At 43.3% G+C, this 21,219-nt stretch carries 14 protein-coding genes; 10 read left to right on the top strand and 4 right to left on the bottom strand.

Annotated features, from left to right (window positions below):
* The first annotated feature begins 189 nt into the window (after nucleotides 1-189).
* Together J6I68_RS04240 and ppdK are read left to right on the top strand one after the other, a co-directional pair.
* Nucleotides 190-1,089 carry a glycerophosphodiester phosphodiesterase family protein gene (locus J6I68_RS04240; RefSeq protein ID WP_292217747.1) on the top strand — a complete coding sequence of 300 codons (900 nt, stop codon included), beginning with the start codon at nucleotides 190-192 and terminating at the stop codon, nucleotides 1,087-1,089.
* Between the two features lie 95 nt (nucleotides 1,090-1,184).
* Complete coding sequence (gene ppdK, locus J6I68_RS04235; protein WP_292217745.1) at nucleotides 1,185-4,034, top strand: pyruvate, phosphate dikinase; 2,850 nt, start codon at nucleotides 1,185-1,187, stop codon at nucleotides 4,032-4,034.
* Nucleotides 4,035-4,105: 71 nt separating this feature from the next.
* On the opposite strand, the gene J6I68_RS04230 is transcribed toward ppdK, so the two are convergent.
* The 3 genes from J6I68_RS04230 to J6I68_RS04220 all read right to left on the bottom strand — a co-directional run bounded on the left by J6I68_RS04230 (nucleotide 4,106) and on the right by J6I68_RS04220 (nucleotide 7,109).
* Nucleotides 4,106-4,273: a hypothetical protein gene (locus J6I68_RS04230; protein WP_292217744.1), complete on the bottom strand. Its 168-nt coding sequence runs from the start codon at nucleotides 4,271-4,273 to the stop codon at nucleotides 4,106-4,108.
* Nucleotides 4,274-4,348: 75 nt separating this feature from the next.
* Nucleotides 4,349-5,914, bottom strand: coding sequence for a 2-hydroxyacyl-CoA dehydratase family protein (locus J6I68_RS04225; protein ID WP_292217742.1), 1,566 nt, complete (start codon nucleotides 5,912-5,914; stop codon nucleotides 4,349-4,351).
* Nucleotides 5,907-7,109: a 2-hydroxyacyl-CoA dehydratase family protein gene (locus tag J6I68_RS04220; RefSeq protein ID WP_292217740.1), complete on the bottom strand. Its 1,203-nt coding sequence runs from the start codon at nucleotides 7,107-7,109 to the stop codon at nucleotides 5,907-5,909. The genes J6I68_RS04225 and J6I68_RS04220 overlap by 8 nt, the downstream gene beginning before the upstream one ends.
* Before the next feature lie 224 nt (nucleotides 7,110-7,333).
* On the opposite strand from J6I68_RS04220, the gene J6I68_RS04215 reads away from it, so the two are divergent.
* The 7 genes from J6I68_RS04215 to J6I68_RS04185 all read left to right on the top strand — a co-directional run bounded on the left by J6I68_RS04215 (nucleotide 7,334) and on the right by J6I68_RS04185 (nucleotide 17,844).
* The gene (locus J6I68_RS04215; RefSeq protein WP_292217738.1) at nucleotides 7,334-9,853 is read left to right on the top strand and encodes a DUF342 domain-containing protein; all 2,520 of its coding nucleotides are present in this window, start codon (nucleotides 7,334-7,336) and stop codon (nucleotides 9,851-9,853) included.
* A gap of 143 nt (nucleotides 9,854-9,996) precedes the next feature.
* Nucleotides 9,997-11,385 carry an argininosuccinate lyase gene (gene argH, locus J6I68_RS04210; protein WP_292217736.1) on the top strand — a complete coding sequence of 463 codons (1,389 nt, stop codon included), beginning with the start codon at nucleotides 9,997-9,999 and terminating at the stop codon, nucleotides 11,383-11,385.
* A gap of 39 nt (nucleotides 11,386-11,424) precedes the next feature.
* Nucleotides 11,425-12,510, top strand: a complete 1,086-nt coding sequence (gene asd, locus J6I68_RS04205) for an aspartate-semialdehyde dehydrogenase (protein WP_292217734.1) — start codon at nucleotides 11,425-11,427, stop codon at nucleotides 12,508-12,510.
* Between the two features lie 19 nt (nucleotides 12,511-12,529).
* A complete protein-coding gene (locus J6I68_RS04200; RefSeq protein WP_292217732.1) occupies nucleotides 12,530-13,906 on the top strand; it encodes an ATP-binding protein in 1,377 nt (458 codons plus the stop codon).
* The gene (locus tag J6I68_RS04195; RefSeq protein ID WP_292217731.1) at nucleotides 13,899-15,998 is read left to right on the top strand and encodes a DNA topoisomerase; all 2,100 of its coding nucleotides are present in this window, start codon (nucleotides 13,899-13,901) and stop codon (nucleotides 15,996-15,998) included. Before J6I68_RS04200 ends, J6I68_RS04195 begins: the two co-directional genes overlap by 8 nt.
* A gap of 112 nt (nucleotides 15,999-16,110) precedes the next feature.
* Nucleotides 16,111-16,803, top strand: coding sequence for an iron-sulfur cluster assembly scaffold protein (locus J6I68_RS04190; RefSeq protein WP_292217729.1), 693 nt, complete (start codon nucleotides 16,111-16,113; stop codon nucleotides 16,801-16,803).
* 21 nt (nucleotides 16,804-16,824) lie between these two features.
* Complete coding sequence (locus tag J6I68_RS04185) at nucleotides 16,825-17,844, top strand: GGGtGRT protein (protein ID WP_292217728.1); 1,020 nt, start codon at nucleotides 16,825-16,827, stop codon at nucleotides 17,842-17,844.
* Between the two features lie 126 nt (nucleotides 17,845-17,970).
* Here J6I68_RS04185 and J6I68_RS04180 read toward each other — a convergent pair whose 3' ends face one another.
* Entirely contained in the window at nucleotides 17,971-19,416 is a 1,446-nt protein-coding gene (locus J6I68_RS04180) for a sensor domain-containing diguanylate cyclase (RefSeq protein ID WP_292217727.1), read from the bottom strand.
* A 161-nt stretch (nucleotides 19,417-19,577) separates the two neighbouring features.
* Between J6I68_RS04180 and J6I68_RS04175 the strand changes: the two genes are divergently transcribed.
* Nucleotides 19,578-21,035 (top strand): GGDEF domain-containing protein, encoded by a 1,458-nt coding sequence (locus J6I68_RS04175; RefSeq protein WP_292217726.1) that lies wholly within the window; start codon nucleotides 19,578-19,580, stop codon nucleotides 21,033-21,035.
* Nucleotides 21,036-21,219 lie beyond the last annotated feature (184 nt).

The raw sequence follows: 21,219 nt of genomic DNA, 5'->3' as shown, positions 1-21,219 counted from the left end.
TTTTTTCATACGTTTTATAGTTTAATACTATGTGAATATTATACATTTTTCGCTACATTTAATAAAGATTAGCTTCGATTTAATACTTTTTTATAACATGTAAGCGCTTTATTAGTTGCGTTAAAATAAAAACCAATGTAAAATAGTTGGCGGACAAGTTACAAATTTATCAATTAGGAAGTGGTTTTAATGTCAATAATTCAGTGTTTATGCGTGATTTTGGGGATTTTAGCAGTTTTGTATCTGCTCATTATAATGCCCAGGATGACAGGCAGACCTGATAGAGGACCACACATAAGTGTTCTTTATGCTCACAGGGGACTTCATGATAACTCTTCAGATGCTCCGGAGAACTCCATGGCAGCTTTTAAGAAGGCTGTGGAGGCTGGATATGGCATCGAGTGTGATGTGCAGCTGACCAGAGATGGTATCCCTGTTATTTTTCATGATTTTACATTAAAAAGAGTAGCAAGATATGCTGAGGGTCAGGCCATTGGAGATGGACCATTAAATGAAGATGGCACCGTATCCGTACCAGGCAAGATCAGCAATTACACTTATGAACAGCTGCAGCAGTTTCATCTGCTTGGCTCTGATGAGAAGATTCCTAAGTTTGAAGATTTTCTTGAGCTTGTTGATGGAAGGGTACCACTTATTGTTGAACTCAAGATTGAGCTTAAGGACCTTTCTGTATGTCCTGCAGTAGACAAGCTCCTTAGCGATTATAAGGGAGTTTACTGCATAGAGTCCTTTAATCCTTTAGGAGTGTTGTGGTACAGGAAGAATCGTCCAAATGTTATGAGAGGACAGCTTTCCGATGAATTCCATAAAGAGGACCCTAAGGAGTTTAATACAGTACTTTACTTTGGCTTGACACATCTGTTTTTCAACTTCCTGACAAGGCCTGATTTTATAGCATTTAATAGGAAGTATCCAAAGAGCTTATCACTATGGCTCAACAGGCATCTGTATAAGTGCCTGACTGCAGCCTGGACGATCAAGAGCCAGGAGCAGCTGGATAAGGCTACAGAGGACTTTGATATTTATATCTTTGACAGCTTTATTCCGGAAAAGAAATCATATCGGTAATTCCCAATATTGATCACGTTATCAAAATTGGTAGTTATAAATAAATGTACATATGAAAGGTTACCGGACTAGAGGCCGGTAAGAAAGGTAAAAACATGGCGAACAAATGGGTTTATATGTTTAGCGAAGGTGACATGACAATGCGTAACCTTCTCGGTGGTAAGGGTGCTAACCTTGCTGAGATGACAAGCATTGGCCTTCCAGTACCTCAGGGATTCACAATCACAACAGAGGCTTGCACACAGTATTATGAGGATGGCCGTAAGATTAACGACGAGATCATGGCTCAGGCTATGGAAGGCGTTAAGAAGATGGAAGAGATCAACGGCAAGAAGTTTGGTGATCTTCAGAATCCTCTCCTTGTTTCAGTTCGTTCAGGCGCTCGTGCATCAATGCCTGGTATGATGGACACAATCCTTAACCTTGGTCTTAACGACGAGGTTGTAGCAGCAATGATCAAGGGCAATCCTGATCCTGCTTTTGAGCGTTTCGTATATGATTCATATCGTCGTTTCATCCAGATGTTCTCAGACGTTGTTATGGAAGTTGGTAAGAAGTACTTCGAGCAGCTTATCGATGCAATGAAAGAGAAGAAGGGTGTTAAGTTTGACGTTGACCTTACAGCAGCAGATCTTAAGGAGCTGGCTGAGCAGTTCAAGGCTGAGTACAAGAATCAGCTTGGCAAGGACTTCCCTTCAGATCCTGTAGAGCAGCTTAAGCTTGCTATCGAGGCTGTATTCCGTTCATGGGATAACCCTCGTGCTAACGTATATCGTCGTGACAACGACATCCCATACTCATGGGGAACTGCTGTTAACGTAATGCCTATGGTATTCGGTAACCTTAACAATGAGTCTGGTACAGGTGTTGCATTTACTCGTGACCCTGCAACAGGTGAGAACAAGCTTATGGGTGAGTTCCTTATCAACGCTCAGGGTGAGGACGTAGTTGCTGGTGTTCGTACACCTATGCCAATCGCTCAGATGGAGAAGGAGTTCCCAGAGGCTTATGCAGAGTTCATTAAGGTATGTGAGACTCTTGAGAATCACTACCATGACATGCAGGACATGGAGTTCACTGTAGAGAACAAGAAGCTCTACATGCTTCAGTGCCGTAACGGTAAGAGAACAGCTCCTGCTGCTCTTAAGATCGCTTGTGACCTTGTTGATGAGGGACACAAGACACCAGAAGAAGCTGTAGCAATGATCGATCCTCGTAACCTTGATACACTTCTTCACCCTCAGTTCGATGCTGCTGCTCTTAAGGCTGCAACACCTATCGGAAAGGGTCTTGGCGCTTCACCTGGAGCTGCTTGTGGTAAGGTTGTATTCACAGCTGATGATGCTGTAGCTTGGGCTGAGAGAGGCGAGAAGGTAGTTCTTGTTCGTCTTGAGACATCTCCAGAAGATATCACAGGTATGAAGGCTGCTCAGGGTATCCTTACAGTTCGTGGTGGTATGACATCACACGCTGCCGTAGTTGCTCGTGGTATGGGTGAGTGCTGCGTATCAGGTTGTGGCGACATCAACATGGACGAAGAGAACAAGAAGTTCACACTCGCTGGAAAAGAGTTCCACGAGGGAGACTTCATTTCTATCGATGGTACAACAGGTAACATCTATGACGGACAGATCGCAACAGTTGATGCTAAGATCGCTGGCGAGTTTGGACGTATCATGGCTTGGGCTGATCAGTTCAGAAGACTTAAGGTTCGTACAAACGCTGATACACCTGCAGATGCTAAGAAGGCTAGAGAGCTTGGCGCTGAGGGTATTGGTCTTTGCCGTACAGAGCACATGTTCTTCGAGGAAGACAGAATTGCTGCATTCCGTGAGATGATCTGCTCAGATACAGTAGAAGAGAGAGAAGCTGCTCTTGAGAAGATTCTTCCTTACCAGCAGAACGACTTCAAGCAGCTCTATGAAGCTCTTGAGGGATGCCCAGTTACAATCAGATTCCTTGATCCACCTCTTCACGAGTTCGTTCCTACAACTGAGGACGAGATCAAGAAGCTTGCTGATGCTAAGGGCAAGAGCGTAGACGAGATCAAGGCTATCATCAATTCCCTTCACGAGTTCAACCCTATGATGGGACACAGAGGATGCCGTCTTGCAGTCACATATCCTGAAATTGCTAAGATGCAGACAAAGGCTGTTATCCGTGCAGCACTTGAAGTACAGAAGGCTCACTCAGACTGGAACGTTAAGCCTGAGATCATGATCCCTCTTGTATGTGAAGTAAAAGAGCTTAAGTATGTTAAGAAGATAGTAGTAGAGACAGCTGATGCTGAGATCGCTGCTGCAGGCGCTAAGCTTGAGTACGAAGTTGGTACAATGATCGAGATCCCAAGAGCTGCTCTTACAGCTGATGAGATCGCTAAGGAAGCTGATTTCTTCTGCTTCGGTACTAACGACCTTACACAGATGACATTTGGTTTCTCACGTGATGATGCTGGTAAGTTCCTTAACGCTTACTACGACACAAAGATCTTCGAGAATGATCCATTTGCTAAGCTTGACCAGACAGGTGTTGGTAAGCTTATGGAGATGTCTCTCAAGCTCGGCAAGCCAGTTAACCCTTCACTTCATGTAGGTATCTGCGGCGAGCACGGTGGAGATCCTTCATCAGTTGAGTTCTGCCACAAGATTGGTCTTGACTATGTATCATGCTCACCATTCCGTGTACCTGTAGCTCGTCTTGCTGCTGCTCAGGCTGCTATCGCTGAGAAGGCTGCACAGAAGAGCTGCAACTGCGGTGATGATGCTAAGAAGTCTTTCGTAGACGATGAGACAAAGGCTAAGCTTGAAGAGGCAGCTAAGAAGGCTGAGGAGATCGCTAGGGATCTTGCTAATCAGTCAGCAGATGTTGCTAAGGCTGGTCTCGAGGGACTTAAGGCTGGTGTTGACGCAGCTATCAAGGCTTACAAAGAGAACAGAAATAAATAATTCTGACTTGCTCAGATAAAGAATGGGGATTGGCCGTTTGGCCAATCCCCATTTTGTGTAATATTTGATATTTATAGATGCTGATCTCTGTCAATTTTGTCGTAGTGCTTGAGGAGCCATGGCTCGATAGCAGCTGTGAGCTTCATATCCAGATTGAAGATGTAAACTGTAAATGTAACTCCGAATAAAATAGCTATAACAATTACTATGATCTTTAGTACATGCAAAAATGTAGACATATTTATTGATACTCCTTAGTTTTTCATAATTTAAACCTGGAAAACACTTATTAGAAGTGTTTCAAATTCATCATATTACCAGCTCTGGTCGTCTGGCAGGATTTCCAGTGATGGATCGATAGGCTCTTCCTGCATTACAGTTCTCATGAAGGAATTGATCTGATCACGAACGCCCTGACGGGAGATGATACGTGGATCAAACAGGTCATGGGATACCCATACTAGAGGGATTCCTTTTTCACGGGCCTTTTCTTCGAAGAGACCGTGCATTCCATCAAGGGCCTTGCAGCTCATGTGCTCCCAAAGGATTACCATGTCTGCGTTGAACATCTCAACAAACTCCCAAAGTTCATCAAGAAGAACCTTGTAACCGCCGTGGGTTCTGTTCCTCATGATCATATTTTCTGTAAGCCATGCCATATCATAGATGGCCTGTTCTCTGTTTTCAGGTGTATCCTCGGTTACAAGCTCTTTTGTTGATACCATGGAGAGCATATCTGTAAGAGGAACGATTCCCCAGCAGTTAAGAAGCCAAACAAGGAAGTCCATGTAGTAGTGGGACTGAACACCCCAAACTATTGCGCGGTGGCGATATTCCTTGGCTGCCATTTTCTTTTTTGCATAGGCTTGTCTTGCAAGCTTGGTGATCTTGGCATCGGCTTTCTCAAAGGCAGCAATTCTGCCGCAGATAGCCATGTAGTTGGTCTCTGTGTAAAGAGCAAGGTTTGAACCAAATACCTGTGGGTAAGGAGTGCGGTTCATCTCAAGCCATTCCTGGCGGCACTTTGTAGCGTAGTTGACACGCTTTGCACACTCGAAATATGCATCCCAGTCCCACTTTACTCCTGTGTGCTTTTCGATGAAGGCGATGGCATTTCTGATCTCCTGGGCTGCGTATTCCTGAACGTCATCCTCTCTGTGACGAAGAGGAGCAGCAAGCTGGAACACAGGTATTCCATCCTCGTGCTCAAGACGCTGGGAGATAACACCATTTCCAAGAAGAGACCCGTCGCAGGTGGTGTTACACTGGATAGCACAGGCACCAAGGATAGGAGCATCATCATCGATTGAAACTCCGGCTTCAGCCTCAGGCATAGGACATACGTCACCTGCAAGGCCAAATTCCTGAGCTACATCTATGTAGTGGCAGGCAGCACGCTGATTGAGAAGTACTGATACGTAGGTTGATGGAGTTTCGCGGCTTAAGCACTTAAGAGTTGGAAAGCCCATCATTACAGCTGTCATCTCGTTCTCGTCAACAAGTACTACCTTATCTGAAAACTTCTTGTCATTGCCAATCCTTCTATCGCCTCTGAAAAGAGAATCCAAGAGATTTGCCACATCCTTGATGACAAGGTCCTGTTCCTCGTGGCAGATGCGAAGGTATTCGCCTCTAAGTCCCTGAGTATGTCTGTCTACCATCATGGGAACAGCCAGATAATTTGCCATCCAGCGGTAGCGGAACATTGCCTTTACATTTCTTGGCTTCATTACAAACTTGCCAAGAGTCATCATTATTCCAAGCCATCTGGAATAATCATACATGGTATCAACGAGACCACGCCATTCACGGCGCTTTCTAACTCGTGATCCTTCTTTATAAAAATCGCCTAATCTGTCGGCGCCAACCTGCTTAGCCATTCGCTTCACCTCTCTGAATCTTTTTGATCTCTATACTCTCAACAAAAGCCTGGACTCTGGTCTGCATCTGACCTGATGTTCCAATGCTGTATGGTCTGTCAACTGCAAGGACAGGATAGCCATATTTGTTTCTGAGTATCTGTGAGCCCATCATCTTTTCATAGGCCCATGGGTCGCAGAACTTCATCTGCTCGTAGATGATACCGTCTGCCTTGTATTCTTTTGCAAGTTCATCTACATAGATCCTTCTGTGATCCATTTTCTGAGTGTTCATGAAGCGGGGACACTCGCCTCTGTTCATGTACTGTCTACAGATCTGAGTAAGAGCATCTTCCTCATCATTTAGAACAATAGGATTTCTTCCTGGAAGAGAGCCGTAGCAGAATCTGTCAGCGCATACATATGCACCGGAGTCCTCAATGAGTTTTACAAAGTCTGTATCATCGACTTCAGAACCAACAACCATTACTCTTGCTCTGAACCTTCCTGCTTCGTCAGGTTCTCTTGTTTTAAGTTCCTCCAAAGTCTCTTCAAGCTTGTCCACGATCAGATACTTGGGTGCGACGTAAGTGGCCAGAGTTATGACGTTAAACTCATAGCCTGTGATCCTTGGATTATCTTCTTTCCTATAATCGCCAATTGCACGAATAAGTTCACAGATGCGATTGTGCTCTTTAACAGCCTTTCTGATAGCAGCGTCGGAGGTATCGATGCCGTACTTTTCAGAAAGTGGCTTTAAGATATGGTTTCTGCACTGTAGTACGTACAGGTTAAGACCGTTTTCATCTGCCTTCATGGGGATTTCCATGTATTCGAAAAAGAAATTCTCTTTTCCCTTTCCAACAGCCTCAAGAAGCTCCATATTCTCTATGCAGCGGTTCATCATTGAGCATCCATCCGGGGTGATGATGCAGTCTGCGAAGTTATAGCCGCCCTCAATAGCGCGCTCTAAAAGGGCGCGAGAGTACTCGCACAAGAAACTTGTCATATAATACGTGGAAATATCTAAAGACCCTGTTCTTGGTGCACGAAGACGTGCAGAAAAACAGCCATCAAGATTGAGAAGCACCTCAGGAGTGTTCTCACAGGTGTAGCAGGCACATATCTTCCCCTCTGACTGTGCCTTCTGGATCAGCTCATTGTTTGCCTCAAGGAGCAGATTCTCAAAGAATATTAAGTTTTTAAGATCCTTCACTTTTTCCCCTACCTTTTTACATAATACTTATTAATTTAGTCTAATATATGAGGGCAATACTGTCAATTTATAGTGCATTTTTACAAAAGGATTGGATACCATAGAATTTTAATTCATTAAATCTGTCTAAAATATCCTCTGTTTTATTGATTATTTATTGACGCAATAGAGAAACAATTTTTATAATGAATAGTAAGACAACTATTGTTAAACTGAGGGATAATATGGCAACTGCTGAGACTAAAACAAGTAGTTCAAGTTCATATACAGGACTGGATTCTTTTGATGATAATGCTATCGAGAAAGAGCTTTCTATTTGCAAGCAGTTTGGAGCTGATGTAGATAAGCTAAGATCACTTAATTTTAACGCGCTTCAACTTGCTGAGATCAGAAAGGGAATTGCAGATAAGGTAGATGTGTCCAGATACATGGATCCATCTTTGTCCTGGACTGCAATGGAAGAGCTGCGCCTTGAGATGTATTCTGGCATAGATATGTCTGAATATCGCAAGCAGGGGTTTGATTTTTTGCAGTTATCCGAGATAAGAAAGGGAATTTCGGAAGGCATTGACGTTTCTGTTTATGCCAAAAAAGAGTATTTTGCGGACCAGATGAGAGAGATCCGCATTGGGCTTTCAAAAGATGGCGGGGTGCCAGTAGTTTTTTACCTTGATCCTGCCTTCGATTCCATGCAGATGCGTGAAATAAGGAAAGGCCTTCAGAGCGGAATTGACATTTCCATGTACGCCCACCCTTCTGTGCCCTTCATGAAGATGAGGGTTGTAAGGCATGCGGCAGTAGACGGCCTTAAATTTGAAAGATCTGTTTTTGAAAGATATAACGCCAACATCCTTGAGCAGATGCACAAGGCTTATGTGGAAAAAATAGATATCAGTAAATACGTCCACGACAGGTTTGATGCGGAACAGCTTGAACAGGTAAGACTCGCAATCAAAGAAGGGCTCCCTATTGACGACTATATCTCCGGGGATATGCGAGGAGACGCCATAAAAGAGATAAGGCTTGGCCTTGAGAGCGGCGTTGATGTAAAGCAATATGCAGATGTTGTCTATGGCTGGCAACAGATGCAGGAGATGAGAAAGGGCCTTGAGCACCAGATAGACATAACTCCTTACAGGAAGCCTTTATATCAGGCTGACCAGATGAGGGAGATAAGAAAAGGTATCGAAGCAAGCCTTGATATCAGCAAATACTCTTCAATGATGTACACCGCCAGGGATATGCGGCGCATCAGGAAAAAACTTGAGGCTGGCGGCTACGATATCGAAAGGACCATTGCTGCGGAAAACCAGGCAGCGGCTGAAGGTGCACCAACCGGTCAGTTAACTGAAACTGATGTTTTTGTACAGGATATGATTCTTCACAAGGATACCTATATTGCCTTTGAAGACAACAATATGAAGTGCTTTTTGACTTTGCCTGACCGTATGGATGGCAAGAAGTACACTGAAGATATCCTTCTTAAATTCCTGGAAAAATGCGGCGTCATATATGGTGTTGACAAGGAAGCTATAAAGAAGATTTCCAATGCGGGAAGATCAGTAATAAGAGAACTTGTAGCATCAGGAAAAGAAGTGATAAATGGTGCCAATGGTCATTACACCTTCTATTTTGATACTGAGGTAAAGGAGGAGCCTGAGCTTTTAAAGGATGGCTCTGTGAACCTTGATAACATCAAATATCTTCAGTCTGTAAAGGTGGGAGATAAGATCGCTGAATACCATAAGGCTTCAAAGGGCGTTGATGGATATGACGTTTTTGGAACTTTCCTTAAGGCTACGCCCGGAAAAGAAATACCTATCCTCAAGGGTACTGGCTTTATGATCCTAAGTGACAGAGTGAGCTATGTTGCAACTTATTCCGGCGCTGTCAGGATGGTGGATGGAAAAGTTGAGATCACAAAGCTCCTTGCAGTAGAGGAAGTAAGGATCACAGACAAGAGGATCAAATATGATGGTACTGTCTTTGTAGCTCATGATGTCTATTCTGGTAGCATAATAGAGGCAACTGGAGATGTTATCATAGGAGGACATCTTGAGAGCTCTGATGTAACGGCTGGCGGAAATATAGTGATAAAGGGTGGTGTGACCTGTCCTATCAGAGGAAGCATTCGCGCCGAGGGCGATATAACAGCCAAGTATTTTGAAGGAGCTACCATAGTTGGAAAAGACATATCTGCCAATTATTTTATCAACTGCAAGGTGGAGTCAAAAGGCTGGGTAAGGACCCTTGGAAGAACCGGTATGATGTACGGCGGTACCATAAACAGCCTATTTGGAATAGAAGCAGCCTCTGTTGGTAACAAGGCAGGAGCCAAGACCATAATAAACCTTGGCGTTAATTCCAATGTCCTTGCTAGATTTAATCAGACTAAGAAGACTATCAGCAGGGAGCAGGAACAGCTTGAGACGCTCAACAAAGAGAAGGACAGGCTTAAAGAGGTTGGAGGCGGCGACAGACAGTTTTTGCAGTGGAAAGTTAAGATAAATGCTGCAGCTGCCACCAAAGAAACAAGAATAAAAGAGCTTGAGAAAGAGATGCTTTCGCTGGAAGAAGAGATAAATAAGGGATACAGGGCTCAGGCTATAATCACAGAAATGGCCTACGCCAACTCTATCTTTGTGATCGCGGGAGTTATCTACAAGTTTGATACCGACAGAAAAACCTACGACCAGATGATAATAAAGACCGACGGGGAGCGTGAGAACATCGTCATAATCTGATCATAATAGTAAAAATGTACTGCCAGAGAATTCTCTGGCAGTTTTTTTTGTATAAAAGCACAGTTGTGTTAAAATCATTTGTATGTTAAGTTTGGATTATAATTTTTTTGACTTTATCACGTTGCAGTAATGGAGAATACAGTATGGCACAGCTATGGGGCGGAAGATTTACCGGAAGTATCAATGAACTGGCATGGAATTTCAATGCTTCTATCGGGTTTGATCAAAGGTTTCTGGAGGTTGACGTAAGAGGCAGCAAAGCTCATGCCACAATGCTTGCAAAACAGGGAATCATCACAGAAGCGGAAAAAGATGACATTATTAAGGGACTTGACAGCATCTTTTCCGATGTGAAAGATGGTAAACTTGTAATAACTGATAAGTACGAAGATATTCACAGCTTTTTAGAAGCCAATCTCATAGAGCGGATTGGCGATGCTGGCAAGAAAGTCCACACAGGCAGGAGCAGGAACGATCAGGTTGCTCTTGATATGAGGCTTTATGCAAGGGATGAAGTTGAGCAGATGGCGGAGCTTCTTAAAAATCTGCTTAGGACCATATCCGGTATCATGAAGGACAACCTTGACACCTATATGCCAGGTTTTACTCATCTTCAGAAGGCTCAGCCAGTTACTCTGGCTCATCACTTCGGGGCCTACTATGAGATGTTTAAAAGAGATCTCCTTAGGATGAAGGACATCTACACAAGAATGAACTATTGTCCACTTGGAGCTGGAGCCCTGGCAGGGACCACATATCCACTTGACAGAGTATATACCGCTACGCTCCTTGATTTTTACGGACCCACCTTAAACAGCATGGACTCAGTTTCTGACAGGGATTACCTGATAGAGTATCTGTCAGCTCTTTCCACCATAATGATGCATCTATCAAGGCTCTCAGAGGAGATCATTATCTGGAACAGCAACGAGTACAGGTTTGTTGAGATAGACGATGCATATTCCACAGGCAGTAGCATCATGCCACAGAAAAAGAACCCTGATATTGCTGAGCTTGTAAGGGGCAAGACCGGAAGAGTCTATGGCGATCTTATGTCACTTCTTACTACCATGAAGGGCATTCCTCTTGCATACAACAAGGATATGCAGGAGGACAAGGAGGCAGCCTTTGATGCCATGGATACAGTAAAACACTGCGTCACGCTCTATACAGATATGCTGAAAACCTTGAAGTTTAATAAGGAAAACATGGAAAAGAGTGCATCCAAGGGCTTTACCAATGCAACAGATGCTGCAGATTACCTGGTCAATAAGGGGATGCCATTTAGAGATGCCCACTCTGTTATTGGTCAGCTGGTTCTTTATTGTATCGATAAAGAATGCGCAATAGATGACCTTAGACTTTCGGAGCTTAAGAGATTCTCAGAGCTTTTTGAAGAGGATATTTACGACGCAATAAGTCTTAAGACCTGCGTTGAGAAGAGACTTACCATTGGAGCACCAAGCAAAGAAGCCATGATGAGAGTTATTACTGAAAATGAAGCATTTCTCATGGGCTTTAAGTTAATGTAAGAAATACACATTCATATACAAGTAGGAGGAGTAACTATTATGAGCGACAAATTAAAGGTAGCAGTTCTTGGCGGAACGGGAATGGTTGGACAGAGGTTCATCTCTATCATTGAGAACCACCCATGGTTTGAGGTAACAACTATCGCAGCAAGCCCTCGTTCAGCTGGTCAGACTTATGAGGAGTCTGTTGGTAAAAGATGGAAGATGGAAAATCCTATGCCAGACTCTGTTAAGAACATTGTTATCAAGGACGTTACTGATGTTAAGGGCGTTTCTGAGGATGTTGATTTTGTTCTTTCAGCAGTTAACATGTCTAAGGACGAGATCAAGGCCATCGAGGAAGAGTATGCAAAGACTGAGACTCCTGTTGTTTCCAACAACTCAGCCCACAGATGGACACCTGACGTTCCAATGATCATTCCTGAGATCAACCCTGATCACATGGATGTTATTGAGTATCAGAAAAAGAGACTTGGCACAACCAAGGGCTTCATCGCTGTTAAGCCAAACTGCTCGATTCAGAGCTATACTCCAGCTCTCACAGCTTGGAAAGAGTTTGAGCCATATGAGGTTGTTGCTACAACATACCAGGCTATCTCAGGTGCAGGCAAGAACTTCGAAGAGTGGCCAGAGATGGTAGGCAACGTGATCCCATTCATCTCAGGAGAGGAAGAGAAGTCAGAAAAAGAGCCTCTTCGTATCTGGGGCAAGATTGAGAACGGAGTTATCGTACCTGCTGATGATGTTAAGATCACATGCCAGTGCATCAGGATCCCTGTCCTTTACGGTCACACTGCAGCAGCATTTGTTAAGTTTAAAAAGAATCCTACAAAAGAGCAGCTCATTGAAAAGCTTGAGAACTTCTCAGGACTTCCACAGAAGCTTCAGCTTCCAAGCGCTCCAAAGCAGTTCATCCAGTACATGCAGGACGACAACAGACCTCAGGTTACACTTGATGTTAACTATGAAGGCGGTATGGGTGTAAGTATCGGAAGACTTAGAGAGGATACTATCTACGACTGGAAATTTGTTGGTCTTTCTCACAACACACTTCGTGGCGCTGCCGGCGGCGCTGTTGAGTGCGCTGAGCTTCTTAAGGCAAGTGGCTACATCAACAAAAAATAATTCGTAAAACGTGGGATTTATGGAAGAGCTTAGAAAAATCGATTTAGCTTTTTTAAACAGATTTTATGAGAGTGGACGCTCCAATATTCTTGTGGTCTATGGACACAGGAATGTGGAGCAGGACTCACTCCTTTTTAAGTTCATAGAAAACAGGCGAAATGTCTTTTACACCGCAAGAAGTGTTTCTGAGAAGGAACAGATCCGCTTGTGGTCAAAAGAGCTAATGGAAAGAGGGGACAAGGCTGGCAAGGAGATGACCTACACAGACATCTTTAATACCAGCATTGGTACAGGTGGTAGATTCCCCCTTATTTTTGTTGTAAAAAACTTTGAGTACATAATCAAAAACTCCGCTACCTTTATGAAAGAGCTGGTTTCTTTTATGGAGGGAAATGGCAAATTCAGGCAGATACTGGTCCTTTTGGTAAGCAGTGATGTGTCCTGGGTTGAAAACAGTATGGTGGCAACTCTTGGATCTCTTTCTGCAAATATTGCAGGATTTCGCAAGATCAAGCCTCTGCCATTTTCGGAGCTAAGAAGCTACTTTAAGAATATGCCCTACAGGGATGCAGTTCTTACATATTCTGTTCTTGGGGGACAGACAGGGCTTTGGAGATACTTTGATGACACCTTGTCTTTTAAGGAGAATGTCTGCAAGAATATTTTAGATCCCGGTTCATTTCTTTTTGGAGAGGCGCTGCGCCTTACTGAGTACAGCCTAAGGGAGACATCAGTCTATCACACCATCCTTTCTGAAATGGCATCTGGGGTCAATAAGCTAAACGATCTGTATCATGCTACGGGATTTTCAAGAGCCAAGATATCTGTATATCTAAAGACGCTTATACATCATGACTTTGCCTATAAGGCTTATTCCTTTGGAAATGCTGGAAGAGAGAATGTCAAAAAGGGCGTCTACAAGATAGCAGATCCACTTATATACTTTTATTTCAGATTCATTTTTCCAAATGAGAGCAGCCTTCGTATGATGCCGGCAGATAAATTTTATGATATATTTATATCTGCAGGAATTTCAAGTTATGCAAATGAGTTCTTTAAGGGCGTCTGCAGGGAATACGTTCTAAGGCTTGAAGAGAGAGGCCTTCTTCCATTTGAGATTGGAGATGAGGGCGAATGGATAGGTAAGGACGGCAACATTGATATCATTGCCCAGAGCGATATGGGAGATACTGCCATAGGTATCTGTGCATGGCAACGTCAGATCACTCATGAGGACCTTTTGAAGCTTGAAGACTGTGCTAAAAAAGCAAGACTTGAGGGAGATCTGATCTATCTCTTTTCAACTACAGGTTTTGACGAGTGGCTTTTGGATGCATCTCTTAAGCCAGGGTCCAAGCTTAAGCTGATAGGAATAGATGAACTAACGAATGGCTAATAAATCGGTTTATATTGCGGAGAAACCAAGTGTGGCACAGGCTTTTGCCAGTGCCCTGAAGATAAATTTTCAAAGAAAAGATGGCTACCTCGAATCAGATGAGGCCATCGTCACATGGTGTGTGGGACATCTGGTAACAATGAGTTACCCGGAGGCCTATGATTCCAAGTATGGAAGATGGGCTTTTGACACACTTCCATTCATTCCTGATACTTACAAGTACGAAGTTATCGGGAATGTCTCCAAACAATTCAGAATAGTCAAGGGATTACTTAATAGAGACGATGTTGACACGATATATATATGCACTGACTCAGGACGAGAAGGTGAATATATATATCGTCTTGTTGACATGCAGGCAGGTGTAAAGGGCAAGGTCCGCAAAAGAGTATGGATCGACTCCCAGACTGAGGAAGAGATCCTAAGGGGCATAAGAGAGGCCAAGGATGACTCTGAGTATGATAACCTTGGAGCGTCTGCGTTCCTTAGGGCGAAAGAGGACTACCTTATGGGTATCAACTTCTCAAGGGCGCTGACTCTTCGCTACGCTTACTCCATCAAAAACTACTTGGGACTTGATAAGTGCGTAATATCTGTGGGCCGTGTAATGACCTGCGTCCTTGGAATTGTGGTGGACAGGGAGAGAGAAATAAGGGACTTTGTAAAAACTCCTTTCTACAGAGTTGTGGCGGGAGCCTCAATAAATGGTAAAACCTGTGACTGTGAGTGGAGAGTAACTCCTGACTCCCACTATGATTCATCGCCTCTTTTGTACAGTGAAAAGGGCTTTAAGGCAAAAGAGAGTGCCATTTCACTTATAGATGAGGTCAAGGGCTCTTTGGGAGATATTAAGGCAGTAGTAGAAAAGTGCGACAGCAAGAAAGAAGTAAAGAATGCACCTCTTCTTTATAACCTTGCAGAGCTTCAAAATGACTGCTCAAGGTTCTTTAAGATAAATCCGGATGAGACTCTGGCTATTGCCCAGGAGCTCTACGAGAAAAAGCTCACAACCTATCCAAGAACTGATGCAAGGGTGATGTCCAGCGCCATTGCCAAGGTGATAGATAAAAACATAAGTGGGATATTGAATTATGAGCCCTGTGCCATCTTTGCCAAGTCAATAATTCAGCACGAGGCTTACAAGAACATAGGAAAGACAAGATATGTAAATGACAAGGCCATTACAGACCACTATGCCATTATTCCAACAGGACAGGGACTATCTGCGCTTTCATCCTTAAGTCCCACAGCTCAGAAGGTCTATGAGATCATAGTAAGAAGATTCCTTGCAGTATTTTATCCCCCTGCAACATACCAGAAGATTGCTCTTGAGCTTTCTCTTCCCAATCAGAAGGCAGAGGGAAGACTTGAACATTTCTTTTCAAACTTCAAGATCCTTACAGGCAAAGGGTATCTTCACGTAATGGACTACTCCTTCTTTAAGAAAAATGAGGATGCGGCTGCCAGGAAGCAAAACAAGCAGGATGAAGATGCGGAAGGCGGTTCCGACAAAGAAGAAGAGCAGACCGTCACTGACGAAGAACTCTTTGAGTATCTTAAAAAGCTAAAGAAAAAAGATGAACTTACCATCGAGAACTTTGAGATAAAAGAAGGGGAGACCAAGCCTCCAAAGCGCTACAATTCAGGAACTATCATCCTTACCATGGAAAATGCAGGACAGTTCATTGAGGATGAGGAGCTTAGAAGCCAGATCAAGGGCTCTGGAATTGGAACCAGCGCAACAAGAGCTGGAATCCTTACAAAGCTTGTGAATAACAAGTACCTTAGCCTCAACAAAAAGACTCAGATCATAACACCCACACAGATGGGAGAGATGATCTATGAGACAGTAGCTCTTTCCATGAAGCCAATGCTTAACCCGGCGCTTACGGCCAGCTGGGAGAAGGGACTTACAGGAGTGGCTGATGGCAGCATCTCAGAGGATGAGTACCTGTCAAAGCTTAATGATTTTGTCACAAAAAGAACCAATATGGTTAAAGACAACGATTACAGGAACCTGTTAAAGCCAAGATTTGACTATGTAGCCAAAAACTACAAAGCTCCTAAAAAATCTGTTAAAAATATATCATAACCATTGAAATAAGCGGCTGTTTATGCGAGAATATAAGTTGCACGGGCCACGGCTCGACATTTTGTGAGTAAGTAATCAGATATTACTTTACAATACGAAAGGAGATTTTCACATGATTTACTCAACAGAGGTAAAAAACATGTGCCCTGTAACACAAGGGGTACACCATGGCGCAGCTCCCATTCCGGAAGAAGCAAAGTGGGTTAAGTCAAAAGAAATTAAGGACATTTCAGGCTATACACATGGTATTGGCTGGTGTGCTCCTCAGCAGGGTGCCTGCAAGCTTTCTCTTAACGTCAAGGACGGAATTATTCAGGAAGCACTTGTAGAGACAATCGGATGCTCAGGAATGACACATTCAGCAGCTATGGCTTCTGAGATCCTTCCTGGTCTTACAGTTCTTGAGGCTCTTAATACCGACCTTGTGTGCGATGCTATCAACACAGCTATGAGAGAGCTCTTCCTTCAGATCGTTTACGGACGTACACAGTCTGCATTCTCTGAGGACGGACTTCAGATCGGTGCTGGTCTTGAGGATCTTGGTAAGGGCAATCGTTCAATGGTTGGTACAACCTACGGAACACTTGAGAAGGGACCTCGTTACCTTGAGCTTACTGATGGATATATCACAGATGTCGCTCTTGATGAGAACGATGAGATTATCGGATACAAGTATGTTAACTTTGGCAAGATGATGGACTTCATCAAGGCCGGAGATGATGCTAACACAGCTCTTGAAAAAGCTAAGGGTCAGTACGGACGTGTTAATGATGCTGTTAAGTGCATTGACCCAAGACATGAATAATAGGTAAGGAGGAATAATAAAATGGCTTTATTTGAATCATATGAAAGAAGAGAGCCCCAGATTCTGGCTTGCCTTAAGGAGTATGGGATTTCTTCTATCGAAGAATGTAAAGAAATCACAATGAACGCTGGCATCGATGTATACAGCCTTATCGAGGGCATTCAGCCTATCTGCTTTGAGAATGCTAAGTGGGCTTACACAGTAGGTGCAGCTATCGCTATCAAGAAGAACTGCCGCAAGGCTTCTGAGGCTGCTGCAGCAATCGGTATCGGACTTCAGGCTTTCTGTATCCCTGGATCAGTTGCTGATCGTCGTAAGGTTGGTCTTGGACATGGTAACCTTGGTAAGATGCTTCTTGAAGAGGATACAGAGTGCTTCGCATTCCTTGCTGGTCACGAGTCATTCGCAGCAGCTGAGGGTGCTATCGGTATCGCAGAGAAGGCTAACAAGGTTCGTCAGAAACCTCTTAGAGTTATCCTTAACGGTCTTGGAAAAGACGCAGCTCAGATTATTTCCCGTATCAACGGATTTACATATGTTGAGACAGAGTATGATTACTACACAGGTGAGGTAAAGGAAGTATTCAGAAAGTGCTACTCTAAGGATGCTAATTCACCTCGTGCAAAGGTTAACTGCTACGGCGCTAACGACGTACAGGAAGGTGTTGCTATCATGTGGAAGGAGAACGTTGATGTATCTATCACAGGTAACTCAACCAATCCTACAAGATTCCAGCATCCAGTAGCTGGTACTTACAAGAAGGAGCGTACAGAGGCTGGCAAGAAGTACTTCTCAGTTGCTTCAGGCGGCGGTACAGGACGTACACTTCACCCAGATAACATGGCAGCTGGCCCAGCTTCCTATGGTATGACAGATACAATGGGACGTATGCACTCAGATGCTCAGTTTGCTGGTTCTTCATCAGTTCCTGCACACGTTGAGATGATGGGTCTTATCGGCGCTGGTAACAACCCTATGGTTGGTATGACAGTTTCAACAGCCGTTTCTATCGAAGAGGCTGCAAAGGCTGGTAAGTTCTGACCATAATCACTTGGTGAGGTTCTTTCGAACCTAGTGAGTATGGTCGTTCGGGCGAGCGCTCTGCGCGAGAGCCGAACATCCTTGTGAATATCAAAACGCCCTGGAGCTATTCCAGGGCGTTAATTTTTATCTGCGTTTATCAGGATACTTCTTGTAGAATTTATCCTTATCCTTATACATTTCCTCGTCTGCATATCTCATGGCAAGCCTTAAGTTTCCAGTATCCTCATCGTGATAGTAACCGATGGCGAAGTACAGCCATTCCGGATCGCAGGCCTTTTCTCTAAGGAGCTTTATCTTTTCTTCAAATTCAAACTTGGGGCTGAAGGAGATGATAGTAAATTCATCGCCGCCAGCTCTGAATATCTTGTCGTCTGTAAATACTTCCTTAAGAACTTCGGCCGCATACACAAGGAGCTTGTCGCCAGTGTCATGGCCTCCATTGTCATTAACTGTCTTAAGACCATTAAGGTCGCAGAACGCAACACTAAATGGCTTAGGATTAAACTCCAGCTTAAGAGACAGCTCATCAACGTTGATGTTCATGCAGTTACGGTTGTAAACACCTGTCAGCATGTCTACGTTACTTAGGTACTCAAGCCTTTCAAGGAAGAGGTGGTTTGCAACTTCTGCTGTAAGGAAGAAGGTCACAAGTTCAAGGGTATCTTTTACTCTGCTGAAATGTTCAACATCAAAGTTGGTGATATACAGATATCCAAGGATCTCTTTTCGATGTATGAATGGAACAAGGCACAGGCTCTCGACGTTGTAATCTCTTAAGGTCTTTACCCATTCAGGAGCTTTAGTCTCAATAAAGTTCATGTCATTGGCATCTTTGATGATGATTATATTGGTTTCGGCAAGAACGTATTCCCAGCTTTCGACAATCTCATAAGGGAACTCTGAGAAGACCTTTTTGATATCAAGCTCGTGATTACGAACATCTCCACATATTACATTAAACGTACGAAAATCCTTGTCTATGGTAAGGATGCTGCAGGCATATCCATCTGAGAATTCACGGATATCGCCGCAGACCTTTTGCATACTGGTCTCAAAGTCATTGTCTCCTCTAAGCTCAAGACAGGCTTTTATGACAAAGCTTGCAATGTCAGGAGAAACAGTGGCAAACTTACCGGTATCCATCTCTTTATTTAAAGTATAGTTAAAAGAACAGTAGCGGATATCTGGTCTGTCAGATTCGCCAACAATTGGATACATGATATCCTGAGTCCAGAATCCATACATTTTGGTGGTGTCCACATAGGTGTTTATGAATTCTCCGCCCCAGGCACATCTAAAGCAGATGTCCTCAAAATTAGGCTCTTTTGGAAGGTGGGCTGTATAGAGCATACCCTCTATGGTCTTTTCAAAGTCATCAAATCCTGGTTTGTCACCGGCCTCGTTTTCAGCAAACAGGTCATAGTAATTTCTTTTGAACACGTCGTTGATGGCAAAGAATCTTATTTCGCCGCAGCGTCCGTCGGGTTTTTTCTGAACTGAAAGAATGGCACAGGCAATTGGTGAGAGGTTTGAAATTCCCTTTAGATATTCGTAAGTTAATTTTTCCATATTTTTCACCCTTTTAGTGACTTTACAGAAAAAGCTAGTACGACATGACGATAAAATATATACTATTATATATTATCATAATTTACTTGATAGAATATGCTTACTACAGTATATTTTTATGAAAAGACAATAAACTTTTTTTGAATTGGAGCATGTAGAACGTGAAAAACAAGCCTTTCATGTCCTTGAAATTAAAACTGTCCATAGGCGTTGTAGTTATATGCCTTTTGATCGGAGTGCTGGCAGTAGTACTTGTCAATGCAATTGCAGCGGATATTGTTGACAAGGAATATATGAGCAAAGCAGAACAGATGACCAAGGCGGTAGTCACTGCTCTTGACCCAGAAGACGTCAAAGAACTTACCGGCCAGGTCATGGGTATATATGAAAATGTTGACACCGTAGTGTCCAGTGACGACTGGGGGTCAAGCAAATGGAAAGAGTACATGGATAACTACGAGGGTATTGAACAGCTTCCGGTTTACCACAGGCTTCGAAAGAAACTAAGGACTTACCAGGACATTTTTCAGGTCAACTGTTTTTATATCATGCAGTTTAATGTTCCTGAAAAACATGCGATCTACATAATAGATGGAGCCTATGAGAACATATGTCCTCCTGGATGTGTGGACTCTTACGAGGATGGATTTTGGCCTGATGAAGCAGGTTATTCTGTCCCTACTACAATTACCAATGAAGATGCCTACGGATGGCTTGTTTCAGCAGGATCACCTGTAATGCTGGATGGAAAAGTGATCGCTTATGTGTGTGTTGATATTTCTATGAATGAGATCAAAGGTAAGGCCCTTGATTATGTTCTTGTTGCTTCAACTGTGATGGTTATCATTACTGTTCTCTTACTTGGAGTGTCGCTTTGGCAGGTAAGCCGGAATGTTGTTGAACCAGTTGTGCTACTTACAAATACTGCCAAAAACTATTGTTCAGAGAGTACTGAAGCAGTTCATCACGCATTTGAAAAGCTTGAAGTCAGGAACAATGACGAGATTTCGCAGCTGCTTTTGTCAATGAAGCAGATGGAAAAAGACATGAACGCCAATATCAACGCGCTTATGGATGCTAAAGTTGCTATAGAAGAGACTGAAAAGAAAGCCAATACCATGGAGGAGCTTGCGGTCAAGGATACACTTACTGGCGTATGGAACAGACGTGCTTACGAAGAAGAGATTCAGATGCTTGAAGAGGAACTGTCTGAAGGTCTTAATGAGTTTGGCATAGCCATGATAGATCTTAATTTCCTTAAGAAGATAAATGATACTTACGGTCATGAAAATGGTAACATTACCATCAGAAAGCTTAGCGGTCTTATCTGTGACATATTTAAGCGCTCTCAGGTCTTTCGTATTGGCGGAGATGAGTTTGTAGTAATCCTTAAAAACAAGGACTATAAAAAGATCGATAAGAGAATAGAAAACTTTAACTATCAGCTGTGGCAGATTTCTGAGGACAGCTCACTTAAGCCCTGGGAAAAGATATCTGCAGCTATTGGTTATGCAAAGTTTGATAAAGATCTTGATAAAACAGTCAACGATGTATTTAAGAGAGCTGACAGAGCTATGTATGACAGAAAAGTTGCTATGAAGGCAAACAGGGACTACTAAATCTTTCTAAATGCCATGGAATCTAGTATAATGGTGGTCAGGGGAGATAGTGTCAAATGATCTATGAAAAAACTGAGTCAAAAAAATAGGCTCAGATGAACCTTGAAAATCGCAGATATTTACATTGAGGTAACCGGACGCCACCCTTGACAGCACAATAAATAACTGCTGACGGTTAATCACC

It is taken from the genome of Butyrivibrio sp., from assembly GCF_017940685.1.
Lineage (GTDB): Bacteria > Bacillota > Clostridia > Lachnospirales > Lachnospiraceae > Butyrivibrio.
Note: the sequence above shows the minus strand (reverse complement) of the source record. Positions and strands in the feature narration are given on the sequence as shown.

Excerpts from the sequence above, each read along its gene's own strand:
- J6I68_RS04240 (WP_292217747.1), top strand. The coding sequence starts at position 190 with ATGTCAATAATTCAGTGTTTATGCGTGATTTTGGGGATTTTAGCAGTT.
- J6I68_RS04200 (WP_292217732.1), top strand. The coding sequence starts at position 12,530 with ATGGAAGAGCTTAGAAAAATCGATTTAGCTTTTTTAAACAGATTTTAT.
- J6I68_RS04190 (WP_292217729.1), top strand. The coding sequence starts at position 16,111 with ATGATTTACTCAACAGAGGTAAAAAACATGTGCCCTGTAACACAAGGG.
- J6I68_RS04185 (WP_292217728.1), top strand. The coding sequence starts at position 16,825 with ATGGCTTTATTTGAATCATATGAAAGAAGAGAGCCCCAGATTCTGGCT.
- ppdK (WP_292217745.1), top strand. The coding sequence starts at position 1,185 with ATGGCGAACAAATGGGTTTATATGTTTAGCGAAGGTGACATGACAATG.
- J6I68_RS04180 (WP_292217727.1), bottom strand. The coding sequence starts at position 19,416 with ATGGAAAAATTAACTTACGAATATCTAAAGGGAATTTCAAACCTCTCA.
- J6I68_RS04195 (WP_292217731.1), top strand. The coding sequence starts at position 13,899 with ATGGCTAATAAATCGGTTTATATTGCGGAGAAACCAAGTGTGGCACAG.
- asd (WP_292217734.1), top strand. The coding sequence starts at position 11,425 with ATGAGCGACAAATTAAAGGTAGCAGTTCTTGGCGGAACGGGAATGGTT.
- J6I68_RS04230 (WP_292217744.1), bottom strand. The coding sequence starts at position 4,273 with ATGTCTACATTTTTGCATGTACTAAAGATCATAGTAATTGTTATAGCT.
- argH (WP_292217736.1), top strand. The coding sequence starts at position 9,997 with ATGGCACAGCTATGGGGCGGAAGATTTACCGGAAGTATCAATGAACTG.
- J6I68_RS04225 (WP_292217742.1), bottom strand. The coding sequence starts at position 5,914 with ATGGCTAAGCAGGTTGGCGCCGACAGATTAGGCGATTTTTATAAAGAA.
- J6I68_RS04215 (WP_292217738.1), top strand. The coding sequence starts at position 7,334 with ATGGCAACTGCTGAGACTAAAACAAGTAGTTCAAGTTCATATACAGGA.